Genomic DNA, 14,798 nt, shown 5'->3' on the forward strand with positions numbered 1-14,798 from the left:
TCATTCCTATTCTATCTTGATTTTTCAGTTTTTTGACAATCAATTTCATATTCTCTATATTCTCCAGTTGATATGTCATTCAACCACTTTTTGTTACCAAGATACCATTCAATCGTTTGTTTAAGCCCCTCCTCAAATTTAAATTTAGGTTCCCACCCTAAGTTTTGAAGCTTTGTAGGATCAATTGCATATCGCTTATCATGACCTAAACGGTCTTTTACAAATTCAATTAGAGAATCTGGTTTATCAAGAGTGTTTAAGATTGTTTTTACTACTTCTAGATTGGTTTTCTCATTGTTTCCACCCACATTATAAACCTCGCCGACTACTCCTTCATGCAAAACTAAATCAATTGCCGTGCAATGATCATTTACATGTAACCAATCTCTGATATTGTTTCCGTCACCATACACAGGGATTTTCTGATTTTTTAGTGCTCTATCAATGGTTAGTGGTATTAGTTTCTCGGGAAAATGATATGGACCATAGTTATTTGAACATCTTGTAATGTTTATGGGAAGCCCATACGTTTCGTAATATGCCTGCACTAAAAAATCGCTCGAAGCTTTACTAGCGCTATAGGGACTTTTAGGATTAAGGGGTGTTGTTTCTGTAAAGAACGTAGTGTTATCAAAGGTTAACTCTCCGTATACTTCATCAGTAGAAACGTGAATAAATTTTTTTATTTCGTTCTTTTTTGAAGCTGCCAAAAGAATTTGAGTTCCCAACACGTTTGTCTCTATAAAAACTCCAGGGTTTTCAATAGAACGATCAACATGACTTTCTGCTGCAAAGTGAACAACATAATCAAATTTTTGTATACTAAATAATTTGTTGATTACTTGTTGATTAGTTATATCCGCTTTTATAAATGAATAGTTTTCCAGTTCCTCAATTTCTTTATGTTTTGATAAATCACCTGCATAAGTCAGTAAATCTAGATTAGTTATATGATAATTCGGATATTTTTTCACCATATGTTGAACAAAATTTCCACCTATAAATCCTGCGCCACCCGTTACTAAAATTTTTTTTTCCATTTACTTCATTCCCCCCATTAATAAAAGTTTAATTTTCATTTTGAACTTTTTAATTTCATCAATTTTAAAAATTATATAAACCAAATAAGAGATTAGATATCCAATAAAAGCTATATTTTCATTAAAAAACCAAATTAATACTATGAAAATTATAGTCAAAAGTAACTCTTGTATAATATCTTTTGATAAATTTATCTTTAAAATATTGGACAATAGTAACTCAGCTAATATACATCTAATTGCTAAAACAATTAAAATAATTAGCATAGTTAAGTATAAATTTTGTAGTAAAAATGCTGTTATACTTGTAAGTAATACGCTTATAGTTACTGCTAACAAATTAACTCTGAGCATTATTTTCTCTTTTCTCAATGTTTTTAAATATGTATTTATCAAAAGAGACATCTTTCCTTCAAATATTATAATTGGAAAAATTAAAAACAAGTAGTTTATACTATCTCGATAATTAGGTAACCAATTACTCAATAGCATTTTTAAAGGAATATACATTAATAATGTTGCCATAAGCACTAACATTAATAAGTCTCGAAAAACTAAGTATATTTTTACGAGTGATTCTTCAGGCACCCTTCTCAGCATTGGAAACAAAACTATACTCATTGCGTTTATAAAGAAAAGCATCATGGTAGATATACTCAATATCAAAGAAACTTTTCCAAATGTCTCTACGTCCCAAACTCGTTCAATACTGTATCTAATAACACCTAAAATTAACATACTCGAAATGTTCGCAAACATTAAATTTATTCCAACGCTTATATTTATTTTTATTTCTTTACCCTCAAATACATATTTTTTAGGTGACAAAAATACTACATCCTTAGCTAATAACATTGAATACCACAAAGTTATATATTTACTTATTAGGTCAGCTAAGACAATATATTTAAAACTTTTTACTCCTACTAACAAGAAAATGGAAACGAGTACTAAATATATAAATCGATCAACTATCATTGCTTTACCAAATTCAGAGAAACGATTTGTAGCTTGAAATAAAAACCACAGCATTGCTCTTGTTCCTATTGCAACTAAAGATAAGCCTAGTAATAAAAATATAAAAATTTTATTTTTATCTTCATGAATCGAATAACCTATTATAATAATAAAAATACAAAGTAATACTTGAGAAAAAAATAATGTCCAAAATTGAGAGAAAATTTCATTTTTATTTAAACTAGAATACTGAATTCCACCTTTTCTTAAATATATACCATCATTCCAACCGAATTGTAAAAAACCTAAATATGAACCATAAAATAAATATAACTGAAAATAACCATACTCTTGAACACCTAAAATTTTCGGAACTATTAACGTAATTAAAATGGAAACTATCAACGTAAATAAATTAGATGTGAGCGTAAAACTAAAATCCTTTATAAATTTATTAAAAATTTTCTTCATTTTCATTTTCTTTTTCTATTTTCTAAAATATCTAGTCTTTTTCTTACATTTTCTTTATTAATATCCTTATAAAATTCGTCTATATTATTTTTAATGTAATCATGATCTAACTTTGAGAAGTCAAATTCAAGTAATTTTTTAATTACCTCATCATCAAATCGATATTTCAAAATTTTCCCTCCACCAAAAATAGCATATGGGGGTATATCTTTAGTAACTATAGAACCAGCAGCAACAATAGAACCTTTTCCGATTACTACTCCTGAGAGTATCAAACTGTTTTCTCCAATCCATACATCATCTTCTATAACGATAGGACCCTTTGTCTCGGTTTTTTCATTTGTTCCATGTATATATTTACGAAAAGGGTATGTAGAAATGGATTTATATGGGTGCTCCCCACCTAATAAAAAAACAACATTACCCGCAATAGAACAGTATGAACCCACTACTAATTTTTCACTTGAATTACCATATGATTGAACATTTAAAGTACCATACGTCATTTTACCAACTGTAACAATCGATATATCATCAGGGAATCTTTTACTTATATTAGTGAAATTATTATTATTTTTTTTGCGCCATTTATTTTTTTTAAAGATATATTTTAAATAAAGTAATATTTTATTCATTATTTCTCCCTTTTACATAAGAATTTTTTCAAGATATTCTTTTAATGCACTTTTCCAATCTCGCAAGTTGTAGCCGACATTATTTTTCATTTTGGAAGTACCTAGTCTTGAATTAAGAGGACGACGAGCTTCAGTTTTATATTCAGAACTTTTAATAGGAATTACATCTACATCAATATTCAAAACAGAAAATATTTCTTTAGCAAATTCTGCCCAACTGCAAAATCCATTATTTACTCCATGATACGTTCCATATTTCTTAGTCAAAATTAAATCTGAAATAAACTCTGCTAAATCTTTAGTATATGTCGGAGTTCCTACTTGATCGTTCACTACTTTGATACTAGAATTTTTATCAGCAAGATTTAACATAGTTTTAACAAAATTGTTATTTTTCTCACCATACAACCATGATGTTCTAACAATATAATGTTCCCCAATCGATTCCCTTACAATTTCTTCACCAAGTTTTTTTGTATAACCATAATAGTTTATAGGATTTGTATTTTTATTCTCACAATGTTCTTCTATACCACTTCCATCAAAAACATAATCTGTACTTATATAAATAAACTCGCTATTTAAATTTTTAGCTATTTTCAATAAATTTGAAGTACCTATCACATTGACTTCATAACATTGTTGTTGTTCGTTTTCTGCTTTATCCACTTGTGTATAAGCAGCACAGTGTATGATATAATCCGGTTTAAATAAATTCAAAGTTTTTTCAACTTGCTCTATATTAGAAATATCCATATCTGATTTGGTAGTACCAAAAATTTTGTAACCTTCTGAGGATAGTTTTTCAAACATATCGTTTCCTAATTGTCCATTTACACCAGTTATTAAAATCTTTTTCAAATGATTATCTTTCGATTTTTTAAAAAAAGGAGCTTCCGAATCTTTTTTTGATAAAATTGGGTGGGTTATTTTCCAATCAATTGAGAGTTCTTTATCGTCCCATCGGATACTTCTTTCATGATCATAAGAATATAATTCATCAACTTTATATTGAACTTCTACATTTTCTGTAAGTGTCAAAAAACCGTGTGCAAATCCTTTAGGTATAAGAAGTTGCTTTTTATTTTGAGATGAAAGCTCAATACCGAACCATCTCCCATATGTTTCACTTTCTTTACGAATATCAACCGCTACATCAAAAATTTTCCCTTGAGTGCATCTAATTAACTTAGTCTGTGCTTTAGGCTCTAACTGATAATGCAATCCTCTTAACGTACCTTTTTCTTTAGAAAAAGAGTGATTATCCTGAATAAACAAAAAATCTAATCCCATATCTTTAAATTCTTTATCATTATAACTTTCAGAAAACCATCCTCTTGTATCTCCATGTATTAAGGGTTCTATTATTTTTAAATCTTTTAGATAAGTATCAATTATTTTCATAAACTCAGTCCCATTCTTTAATAATGAATTTCTCCGTTCGCTACTTTGATTAAATATTTTCCGTATCCGGTTTTTAAAAGTAAGTTTGCAGACCGAATTAAGTCATTTTTAGATATCCAACCATTTAAATATGCAATTTCTTCAGGAGCTGCAATTTTTATTCCTTGATGTTCTTCAACTGTTTTGACAAAGTTAGTTGCTTCAAACAAGCTTTGGTGTGTTCCAGTATCTAGCCATGTAAAACCTCGCCCTAACAACTCAATTTTTAATTCTTTATTTTGGAGATAGGCTTCGTTTATATCGGTTATTTCTAACTCTCCTCGCTCTGAAGGTTTAACACTTTTAGCGATTTCTACAACTTTGTTATCATAAAAATATAAACCCGTAACTGCATAATTTGATTTTGGATTCTTAGGCTTTTCAACTATACTAATTACTTCAGAATTTTTATCAAACTCAACAACTCCAAAACGTTCTGGATCTACAACATGATAACCAAATATTGTAGCTCCTGATTTCTTATCAAAAGCATTTTTCAATAATTTTCTCATACCACTTCCATAATATATATTGTCACCTAAAATCATCCCTACTGAATCTGTCCCAATAAATTCTTCTGCTAAAATAAATGCCTGTGCCAATCCCTCTGGCTTTGGTTGTACTAAATAACTTAATTTAATTCCGAATTGTGCACCATTTCCAAGTAAATTTTCGAACCTAGGAGTATCTTCTGGTGTAGAAATAATTAAAATTTCCCTAATCCCTGCAAGCATTAATGTAGATAGCGGATAATAAATCATTGGTTTATCGTAAATAGGCAACAACTGTTTACTAGTAACCATAGTCAACGGATATAATCTAGTCCCAGATCCACCTGCTAAAATAATACCTTTCATTCTTCTATCTCCAATCTAATCTCATTTATTTTATTCTTCTTTGAAAATTCTTGATTAATAACCATTAAAATAACCCCTATCCAAATTGCAGATAATGTATCAAAATAAAAAATTTCAAATAAAGAATGTATTACTATAGATGAATAGCTAGAAACTAATGCAATTTCTTCAACAGTAAATTTTTTCATTTTTTCAATCCTGAAAATCTTTAGAATTGGGAACAACATAAGTGAAATATATAACAATCCAGTAATAATCCCTAAATCTCGAATTGATTTTAATAATAGGTTATGGGGATCATCTACATAAGTTATACCCGTCCCTAAAAAATTAGATTGTATAGAAAAAATAGCTTTATCCCACAATGGAATCCTACCAGCACCAGGTTCATTAATATTATACAGTAAATTTCCAAATAGTTGTTTTCCGAAATCTACATTTGACAATATAAAAAACACTATAAATAATGTTAAAAAACTGAATATCAAAGCATTTCTTGCTTTTTTCTTACTCGTTTCTTTATTTGAAAAAATAAGTATTATGTAAAGAAAAATCGATAACAGAAGTGATAAAAATCCACCTTTAGACAATGTTAGTATTAATCCTACAGACGATACAGATGAAAAAATAAGCCAATTTTGTTTTCTAGTGATAACTTCATAAATTATAGAAAACACTAAAAAAAACGAAAGATAATTCGATGATCCCATCAATGTTTTTGCTTCATTTTTCAACCCATAATAATTAGAACTGAACCCACTATTATCAATAAAAAAAACATAGAGAAGTTGTATCGTAATTGCTAACGTCATCCAACGAATTGCTTTGTAAAAATTTTTCACAAATTCTTTTTTATTTATTACTGAAAAAACATAAGATATAAGCATGTAGAATACAGTCAAGCTCCCAGGTAAGATCGTAACTCCGTGAGGACTAAAGTAAAAAAGAATCAAGCTATAAAGAAAGACAATCGATAAAGTTACGCAGTATACAAGGTCAAGCTTTGAAAATTCAATTTTTCTTTTAAAAAGAAAAAATAGGCTATAGATAAATCCAATTAGCAAATATACTTCAATGTAATTTATATTATATTGAAGACCGAATAAAGGAATACTCCCTAAAACACCCAAATTGATAAAAACAAAAAAAAGTTCTGGTCTATTCATTTTTTTTCTCCTTGACAGACTTAAGAAATGAACTAATATTTTGCTTGATTAAAAGGCTAGCATATCTTTCGTACTTAAAAATATTTGATAATTTATTATAGATTCCACTTGAAAAATTCCCAACATTCAAATAGTCCTTCAAATATATATTAGCACTTTCATTCATAAAGTTAATTTTATTATTCCATTTATTTAAGTTTTTTGAAGTAGATGTTCCTTGATAGTGTATAATTTTTTCATCAGTTAAAACATACTGTTGATAGTTCTCATTTAACTTACCAAATAATAAATTTTCTTCGTGATACAAAAAAGTTTTTTCGTTGAAATAATTTACATTTTTTATTAAATCCGATTTTACAATAAAGAAACATCCCGATAAAATATCCACATTCATATGAGGTTTTTTAATATTTGTTATTAAATATCGATTGGAATACTTTAAAAAAATTTCAAAGATAACTTTCAAGATAAAAGTACTATCTAGTAAAATATCAAGATATCGCGGCTGTTTCCAAGCAAAGTTTTTTGCCACGTTTCCTTTCAAATCGTGAACTAATCCTGTTGCCGCTGATACGTCATCATTCTTTTTAAGAAAATCGATAATATTTTCAATAGTATTTTCAAAAACTATGATATCTGGATTGGAGATTATAAAATAATCTGGATTGTATTTTTTTTCTGCATACTTCATTCCAAAATTATTACCTTTGCCATATCCATCATTTTTATTTGTTTTTATGATTTCTACTTTACTTGAAAATGATATTTTTTTTAACCTATCGTAAGATCCATCAGGCGAACAATTATCTACCACAATCACTTGATCTAAAATATTAAAAAATTGAATTTTTTCAACATACTCTTTGGTAGTTTCGAAATCATTATAATTTAAAACGATAATTACGTTTTTTTTTTGCATAAGATTTACTCCAGTCTTTTAAAATCATTGACTCCCCTTAACATCCATAAAAACATTTGAAAATAATTATATTCTTTAAACATTTTTTTATGTTTAAAAATAAAAAGTAAAATTTTGATATAAACAGTTTTTTTATTGATTGCTGTAAATAATGCACCTTTATCGTAAAAATATTTTTCATTATATCCCTCGAACCAAGTGGATGGTCTATACTTAATTTTCGCAATGAGGGTTTCATGTGTGTATACATTCAAACCCTTTTTTAGACATTCCGTCAAAAACAATGTATCTTCTCCACTTCCATATTTCGCTCCACCACCAAAAAGTAAAGAGAAAAAAATATTCTCTTTTACAATTTTTTTTCTTTTAAAAGCTATATTTGCTGTGCCATAACGTAAATAATTATAAAAATGTACTTTGCCGCTATTTTTCACTTTACAACTTAAATTTCCGTTTATATTTTCAGCAACTAAATTAAAAATAATAACATCTGCTTTTGGGTTATCATGGAATGCTTGAATTATTGTCTTTTCATAATCGTTAAAAAAAATCATATCATCATCTGCTATTAAACATATTTCAGAAGTTGATCTAGACAATGCAGCATTTCTACTCTTTCCAACCCCTTTTTCATCAAATGAATACATCTCAATCTTTTTATTATTTATATTTTTTTTATTATAACCATTAAAATTTGATTGGTTTATTATTATTGCATCTGTTTCAATATTCATTTGTTCGTAAATATCTATATTTGATTGATTCATAGTAGAAAGTAATACTTCAACTTTCATATACTCACTCCAATACTTATAAACTATTTTTTTATAATAGATTTAAAAATCCAGTAAAAAATTAAATACAAAGAATATATAGGATTTAATTTCTCAATCTTTCTATATATAATCCAATGATATTTAACCAAGCTAAATTTATTTTTCGACAACGATTCTCTTCTAATTCTATGACTACCCATCACTAGGTCTAAACAAAAAATGCTTTCTGCCTTTTTGATAACTTTTAACCACATTAAGTAGTCATTTCTTTTTTTTATTGAAGGAATTAAAAATTTCTCCCCTAATTTATTAGCATTATAAATAACAGTTGAATTCCCGGGACAATTATGCAACAAATCATTATAGTTCATACTAGAATTACTTGTTACAATTCGTTTCATATCATTTCCTTTTTCATCAATTTTATTGTAAAAAGTACAAGTGAATATATAATTTCTACAAGTCATGAAGTTTATTTGTGTTTCTAATTTATTTGGAAACCACAAATCATCGCTATCTAAAAATGCTATGTACTCACCTTTGGCTTTTTCAATCGCTAAGTTTCTTGCAACTGCTGCACCAGAATTTTGTGTAAGTTTGTGATATTTTACTCTTGAATCTTGAATACATGTCTCTTTTATAATTGACTGAGTACTATCCTTTGAACAGTCATCAACAATAATCAATTCCCAATTTTTAAACGTTTGGTTCATAACCGATTGAATTGATTCTCCAATATTTTCTTCAGCATTGTATGCTGGCATTATGATTGATACAAGATTTTTCTCGCCTCTATAAGTCACTGTATTATTTTTACCTCCAAAAATGTATTTCGAGCTACTATCTCATAAATAAGAAATAAAGTCTCTCATTTTGCCATCACCACGATCGATATTTGTTTTTTCAAAAATTAAAACTTCTAAATCATTTTCGAAGTATTTATATAATTCCTTGTCTAATATAATTCGTTGATTTTCTGATAGTTTTTGTTCTATGTTCAATTTTAAAACTCCACTTTGTTCTTGAATAGCTTGATAATATAGTTTGTGACCTTTTTCGGCAAGATTTTTAAATACATAATAAAGTGTTAGGCTAGGATACTTGTCTTTCTTTCCTAAAATAAGATTACCGACTCTGCCTAAAATCGATTTAATAATTGGATGACTTTTACCACATTTACATCTATAACTTTCCGATTCTAATTCGATATAGTCACCAAGTTTGTATCTAATAATAGGAAAAGAATAAGAAGATAAGTTAGTTACTACAATCTCATTATCCACGGATTCAACAATGATATTTTCCATAGTTATATGCATATTACCAAATGGACATTCGAATGCAATTATTCCAGCCTCTGCTGCACCGTATTCGCTCACAAAATTTAACCCAAAAGCCTTTTTAACTTCTTTTTTATAGTTATCAAAAATCTTTTCAGATGTACCTTTTATCATTTTCATTTTCGGGAATTTATAGTGAGATTTATCTTTAGAATTAACTTTTTTAGCCAATTCATATATCATCGATGAATAACCTTCGATATATGTAGCAGATTGCATCTTGAGTAGAAATTTATCTAATTCCTCCTCTTTATACGAAAAAATTCTTGTTCTGTTTTGGAGTACATCAAAAAATTTTGTTTTAACAGCCTTTTTACCATTTAAATTATAACCCCATAAATATCCATTTTTTTGATACGGTTTTATTCCATGCCATGAGTATCCTCTTAGGATACTTGCTCTATGAACAGCATCCCACTTTTGATTTCTAAAAAAAATTAATGGCTCACCTGTACTTCCAGAAGTTTCAGAATAGTACATCTTACCATATCTTGAATCAGAAGTATTTGATATATCATTTGATTCATTCCTTAAATTTTCTTTAGTTAAAAATGGGAATTTTTCTAGATCTTTTATATTATTAAGGTCGCTTGGTAACACTCCTTTTTTATTAAATTGTCTTTTATAAAAACTCGAATTATTATAAGCATATTTTAATAATTTTTTTAGCTCCTTGAATTGATATTCTTTAAGATCTTCTAATGTGTAATTTTCCATTTTTTTTAAATTAAGATATTCCTCTTTTATTTGGTTATTATATTTATTCATTCCAATTTCATAAATTAATTTCCTTAACATTAAGTATTGCACCAACTTTCGTTTACTTAACAATAGATTTTTTAAGAGCCTATAATACTTTTCTCAAAATTATACTTATTATAGTCTTCAGAGTATAATGACATTTTTTTATCATAAATTAGTGTTCCAAAAATTTTATTAACTATTGGAACTTTTGGTATCATTAAAGAAATAAAAGGATTAAAAAGCTTGATTTCTAAAGTACTTTTTTTTTCTTTTTTGCGAATTTCTACAAACATTTTACTTGTGTTAACATATTCCGAATTTTGAGGATAATATAAACCTTCCTCCGTATTTTTTATTAATAGGTATATGAAATTAGAGAGGTTTTCTACATAAATCATACTACGGTAATTAGGGTATCCCCAAAATACAGGTAGGTACCTGGATAATTTCTTTATTTTTTGGAAGTTACCTTTAGATTTCGATCCGTAGACCATAGGAAGTCGAACTATAGCTATTTTAAAGTTTTCGTCTTCTAAATCATTTAATAATTTCTCTGCTTGTAACTTACTATCACCGTAGAAATCATTAGGAACAGGAATCGTATTTGAATCAATAACACCGTTTACTAAACCAATACTATTTTTTCCATATACTATTATACTACTCATGAATATAAATTGATTTACACCATCATTTTTAGATTTCTTTGCCAAATCATTCGTTAAATCTCTGTTTATGTTATAATACAGTTCTTTTAACTTTGGGTTTCTAGAAACATGTGCTATTCCAGCAAGATGTAAAACAGTATCATATTCACTAAAATCTTTCTCTTTCCACGAATCGTCTCTTATGGAAATATAATCTAGTTTGATCTCTTTATTATTCGCTTCAACCCATTCTTTAAACTTAGTACCAATGTATCCCGACTTCCCTGTAACAAGTACTCTTTTCATCATCTCTTACTCCTTTGTACTCGCTACTTCTTTTGTAGTGATTGTTCCTGTTCCACCTTCAACTACTCCATCACTCTTCAACACACTAAAAATAGTGGCTATGAAGCAGCGCGCATCCATCAAGAGTCCCATTCGCTTGATATATTCTCCATCAAGCTTGGCTTTGACTTCAATCGGCAACTCATCACGACCATTGATTTGTGCCCAGCCTGTTAATCCAGGTAATGTATCATTTGCTTTGTATTTGTCCCGTTCATCGATCAAGTCATACTGATTCCATAAAGCAGGGCGTGGTCCAACAAATGCCATCTCACCTTTAAGGATATTAAACAATTGGGGTAACTCATCTAAACTCGTTTTACGTAAAACTTTACCGACTCGAGTGATGTAGACATCGGGATCGGCCAGTAAGTGTGTTGGCGTGTCATTTGGTGTCTCAATGTACATCGTTCGGAATTTTAAAATGTTAAAATGATTTTTATTTAAACCTACGCGTTTTTGTTTAAAAAAGACTGGTCCACGCGATTCGACTTTAATCGCTGCCATAATGAAAGCAAACACTGGAATTAACATGATACAGGCAACAAGTGCGATTACAAAACCAAGCCGACGCTTTATTGGCATGTAGCTCACGATAGGTCCTCCCTCATCCATTTAGATTAGATTTTTTTCACGGACCGCTACATCATTCGCGATATCAAGTAGCACATTCCGTAATTGTAATGGTGCTTCTTTATGTTGATTGACTAAAGCTAAAATGTCCGACACTTGTTCTTTTTGGCGTGTTCGCCCGACAAAAATTTTCGGATAGATTGCTTCCGGATCGACTTCGCCGTCTTTTAATAACTCTTCATACATCTTCTCACCCGGGCGAATCCCTGAGAAAACGATTGGCATTTCATCTTCCGTAAAGCCGCTCAGTTCAATCATATTTTTTGCTAGATCCACAATCTTAACCGGCTCGCCCATATCAAGAACAAACACTTCTCCGCCATCCGCTAAGATACCCGCTTGAATAACGAGACGACTTGCTTCTGGGATTGTCATAAAGAATCGTGTCATTTCTGGGTGTGTCACCGTGACCGGTCCACCAGCTAAGATTTGTGATTTAAAGAGTGGAATGACCGACCCACGACTGCCGAGGACGTTACCGAACCGGACGACGGCAAACTTGGTCTGACTGCGGCGTCCTAAATCTTGTACAATCATTTCTGCAATCCGTTTTGTTGATCCCATGACGTTCGTCGGATTAACGGCTTTATCGGTCGAAATCATGACGAACCGTTCTGCCTTAAATAAATCGGCGACTTCGGCGACATTTTTTGTCCCATAGACATTATTTTTAACCGATTCATACGGATTTGCTTCCATCAATGGGACGTGCTTATGTGCTGCCGCGTGGAAGACAACTTCTGGTTTATGCACTTCAAATACTTCTTCAAGCCGTGTCCGGTCCTGGACATCGGCAATAATTGGGACTAAGTTGATCGGCAACTGTAATCCGCGTAACTCGCGCTCAATTAAATAGATGCTGTTTTCCCCGTGACCAAGCAACAAAATCGTCGTTGGATTAAACTGGACGATTTGTCGACAGATTTCTGAGCCGATCGATCCACCGGCTCCTGTCACGAGGACAGTCCGGCCTTCAATTTCTGAGCGGATGCCGGAGATATCGAGTTCAACGGCTTCCCGTCCAAGTAAATCTTCAATCGAAACGTCGCGAATTGCATTAATCGAGACTTTCCCCGTGACGAGTTCCTCAATCATCGGTAACGTCTGGACATTTTTACAGAGTTTTTTTGCTTCCGTAATCAATTCAATCCGCCGTTGCTGTGACAGCGACGGAATCGCCAGGACAATCGCTTCAATTCGGTGTTTTTCGATCACTGATTCTAAATCGCCGGTTGTCCCGACGACTTCAATTCCCTGAATCATAAAATGCATGTTTTTTGGATCGTCATCGACAAACGCGACTGGTTTTAATTCATGAAACGGTGACGCATACAATTGACGGACGAGTGACCGTCCGGCCCGACCGGCACCAATCACGAGTGTCCGTTCCCGTGACTTGACCATCCGGCGTGGTAACGCATATTTGCGCCAGTGCTGGCCGATTCCGAGTAGCCGAAGCGCAACACGGATTGCTCCGAGTAACAAGAGTGCGATACAAAAACTTAAAATCGTGATTCGTTCTAAAATCTGTCCGAAAACAAATTTTTGATAAATCATTAGACCGATTGAACTAACGCCTAATGATAATGACAACGTCAGTGCCTCTTGAATACTGGCATACTTCCAGTTGACACGGTAGAGCTTCATCAAGAACGCAACCGTCACGAACAACACGGCGAACAACACGGCGGAACGTAATAACAATGCTGTATCGACTAACGAAAATAACTCCTTCGGATATAAGAAAAAGTACGTAAAGCTCATCGCGACGATCAGGGCGACCGCATCAATACAGGCTAACGTCAACGTCCGATAATAATAATAAAATTTCATCTATGAAGTTCCTTTCTCTTCATATTTCGCGGGCAATAGTTAGACGAGTGATTGGTTCGCTTCCCGCGCTGCGAGTAGGTCTGCCATCATCTTCGCAACATCTTCTCCGAGATCGTCACGTTTCAACGCAAATTCGAGTGTCGTCTGGATGAAGCCAAGTTTTTCCCCGACGTCATACCGTTTGCCATCAAATTCATAGGCAAAGACGCGTTGCATTTCGTTGAGCCTTGTAATCGCGTCCGTCAACTGGATTTCGCCACCTGAACCGACTTCTTGAGTTTCGAGGTACTTAAAGATTTCCGGTGTTAATAAGTAACGTCCTAAAATGGCTAAGTTTGATGGTGCCGTTCCCGGCGCCGGTTTTTCGACAAATGATTTTACCTTATGTAAGTTCTCCGAGATGCTTGTGCTTGGATCAACAATTCCATAACGATGCGTGTCTTTATCGGCCACTGGTTGGACACCGATAATCGAACTATTCGTGATGTCGTACTGTTCAATTAACTGGCGTGTGCACGGGACATCGGCCTGGACGATATCATCTCCGAGCATGACGACGAATGGTTCATTGCCGATAAAGGCTTTTGCTTGAAGAATTGCATCGCCAAGACCTTTTGGTTTTGATTGACGGATGAAGTGGATATTGATGTTTGTTGTCGCTTCAACTAAATGCAGTAACTCTGATTTGTTTTTGGCGATTAAATTCGCTTCCAGTTCCGGTACTGAATCAAAATGATCTTCAATCGCCCGTTTCCCTTTACCGGTGATGATTAAAATATCTTCAATCCCTGATTCAATCGCTTCTTCAATAATATATTGAATCGTCGGCTTATCGACGATTGGTAACATTTCTTTCGGCATCGCTTTTGTCGCTGGTAAAAAACGTGTCCCAAGACCCGCTGCCGGGATGACCGCTTTTTTTACACGGCTCATGAAATCAACTCCTATCTGTAATTTTCGATTACCATAATATAATCAACTTGGTAGTCTTT

The 14,798-nt window shown here is 31.7% G+C and carries 14 protein-coding genes; all 14 read right to left on the reverse strand.

All coding sequences use genetic code 11. The annotated features are described in order from the left end of the window. Positions 1 to 11: 11 nt before the first annotated feature. Genes rfbB through galU form a run of 14 tightly spaced genes read right to left on the reverse strand, consistent with a single transcriptional unit; the run spans position 12 to position 14,739 of the window. Positions 12 to 1,040, reverse strand: a complete 1,029-nt coding sequence (gene rfbB / locus KNP94_RS13175) for a dTDP-glucose 4,6-dehydratase (protein ID WP_215115800.1) — start codon at positions 1,038 to 1,040, stop codon at positions 12 to 14. Next, a complete protein-coding gene (locus KNP94_RS13180) occupies positions 1,041 to 2,468 on the reverse strand; it encodes a lipopolysaccharide biosynthesis protein (protein WP_215115801.1) in 1,428 nt (475 codons plus the stop codon). Positions 2,469 to 2,470: 2 nt separating this feature from the next. Then, complete coding sequence (locus tag KNP94_RS13185) at positions 2,471 to 3,103, reverse strand: CatB-related O-acetyltransferase (protein ID WP_251132661.1); 633 nt, start codon at positions 3,101 to 3,103, stop codon at positions 2,471 to 2,473. A gap of 12 nt (positions 3,104 to 3,115) precedes the next feature. After that, on the reverse strand, positions 3,116 to 4,507 hold the full coding sequence (rfbD, locus tag KNP94_RS13190; protein ID WP_215115802.1) for a dTDP-4-dehydrorhamnose reductase: 1,392 nt from the start codon (positions 4,505 to 4,507) through the stop codon (positions 3,116 to 3,118). 17 nt (positions 4,508 to 4,524) lie between these two features. Next, positions 4,525 to 5,403 (reverse strand): glucose-1-phosphate thymidylyltransferase RfbA, encoded by an 879-nt coding sequence (rfbA, locus tag KNP94_RS13195; protein ID WP_215115803.1) that lies wholly within the window; start codon positions 5,401 to 5,403, stop codon positions 4,525 to 4,527. Beyond that, entirely contained in the window at positions 5,400 to 6,569 is a 1,170-nt protein-coding gene (locus tag KNP94_RS13200; protein WP_215115804.1) for an O-antigen ligase family protein, read from the reverse strand. Before KNP94_RS13200 ends, rfbA begins: the two co-directional genes overlap by 4 nt. After that, on the reverse strand, positions 6,562 to 7,488 hold the full coding sequence (locus KNP94_RS13205; protein ID WP_215115805.1) for a glycosyltransferase: 927 nt from the start codon (positions 7,486 to 7,488) through the stop codon (positions 6,562 to 6,564). Before KNP94_RS13205 ends, KNP94_RS13200 begins: the two co-directional genes overlap by 8 nt. A gap of 5 nt (positions 7,489 to 7,493) precedes the next feature. Beyond that, a complete protein-coding gene (locus KNP94_RS13210; RefSeq protein ID WP_215115806.1) occupies positions 7,494 to 8,282 on the reverse strand; it encodes a glycosyltransferase family 2 protein in 789 nt (262 codons plus the stop codon). A gap of 23 nt (positions 8,283 to 8,305) precedes the next feature. Next, a complete protein-coding gene (locus KNP94_RS13215; RefSeq protein ID WP_371816046.1) occupies positions 8,306 to 9,067 on the reverse strand; it encodes a glycosyltransferase family 2 protein in 762 nt (253 codons plus the stop codon). Between the two features lie 42 nt (positions 9,068 to 9,109). Beyond that, entirely contained in the window at positions 9,110 to 10,402 is a 1,293-nt protein-coding gene (locus KNP94_RS13220) for a phenylacetate--CoA ligase family protein (protein ID WP_215115807.1), read from the reverse strand. 41 nt (positions 10,403 to 10,443) lie between these two features. After that, positions 10,444 to 11,301, reverse strand: coding sequence for an NAD-dependent epimerase/dehydratase family protein (locus tag KNP94_RS13225; protein WP_215115808.1), 858 nt, complete (start codon positions 11,299 to 11,301; stop codon positions 10,444 to 10,446). 6 nt (positions 11,302 to 11,307) lie between these two features. Next, positions 11,308 to 11,934, reverse strand: coding sequence for a sugar transferase (locus KNP94_RS13230; protein ID WP_371816047.1), 627 nt, complete (start codon positions 11,932 to 11,934; stop codon positions 11,308 to 11,310). A gap of 21 nt (positions 11,935 to 11,955) precedes the next feature. Continuing rightward, a complete protein-coding gene (locus KNP94_RS13235) occupies positions 11,956 to 13,806 on the reverse strand; it encodes a polysaccharide biosynthesis protein (RefSeq protein ID WP_215115810.1) in 1,851 nt (616 codons plus the stop codon). A 39-nt stretch (positions 13,807 to 13,845) separates the two neighbouring features. After that, a complete protein-coding gene (galU, locus tag KNP94_RS13240; RefSeq protein WP_215115811.1) occupies positions 13,846 to 14,739 on the reverse strand; it encodes a UTP--glucose-1-phosphate uridylyltransferase GalU in 894 nt (297 codons plus the stop codon). Between the last annotated feature and the right edge of the window lie 59 nt (positions 14,740 to 14,798).

Origin of the sequence: Exiguobacterium sp. s80, assembly GCF_018618725.1 — a bacterium.
Lineage (GTDB): Bacteria > Bacillota > Bacilli > Exiguobacteriales > Exiguobacteriaceae > Exiguobacterium_A > Exiguobacterium_A oxidotolerans.

Bases quoted from the DNA above. Each gene is read 5' to 3' on its own strand.
- KNP94_RS13185 (WP_251132661.1), bottom strand. From the start codon at position 3,103: ATGAATAAAATATTACTTTATTTAAAATATATCTTTAAAAAAAATAAA.
- rfbB (WP_215115800.1), bottom strand. From the start codon at position 1,040: ATGGAAAAAAAAATTTTAGTAACGGGTGGCGCAGGATTTATAGGTGGA.
- KNP94_RS13205 (WP_215115805.1), bottom strand. From the start codon at position 7,488: ATGCAAAAAAAAAACGTAATTATCGTTTTAAATTATAATGATTTCGAA.
- rfbD (WP_215115802.1), bottom strand. From the start codon at position 4,507: ATGAAAATAATTGATACTTATCTAAAAGATTTAAAAATAATAGAACCC.
- KNP94_RS13200 (WP_215115804.1), bottom strand. From the start codon at position 6,569: ATGAATAGACCAGAACTTTTTTTTGTTTTTATCAATTTGGGTGTTTTA.
- KNP94_RS13180 (WP_215115801.1), bottom strand. From the start codon at position 2,468: ATGAAGAAAATTTTTAATAAATTTATAAAGGATTTTAGTTTTACGCTC.
- KNP94_RS13235 (WP_215115810.1), bottom strand. From the start codon at position 13,806: ATGAAATTTTATTATTATTATCGGACGTTGACGTTAGCCTGTATTGAT.
- rfbA (WP_215115803.1), bottom strand. From the start codon at position 5,403: ATGAAAGGTATTATTTTAGCAGGTGGATCTGGGACTAGATTATATCCG.
- KNP94_RS13225 (WP_215115808.1), bottom strand. From the start codon at position 11,301: ATGAAAAGAGTACTTGTTACAGGGAAGTCGGGATACATTGGTACTAAG.
- galU (WP_215115811.1), bottom strand. From the start codon at position 14,739: ATGAGCCGTGTAAAAAAAGCGGTCATCCCGGCAGCGGGTCTTGGGACA.
- KNP94_RS13210 (WP_215115806.1), bottom strand. From the start codon at position 8,282: ATGAAAGTTGAAGTATTACTTTCTACTATGAATCAATCAAATATAGAT.
- KNP94_RS13220 (WP_215115807.1), bottom strand. From the start codon at position 10,402: ATGTTAAGGAAATTAATTTATGAAATTGGAATGAATAAATATAATAAC.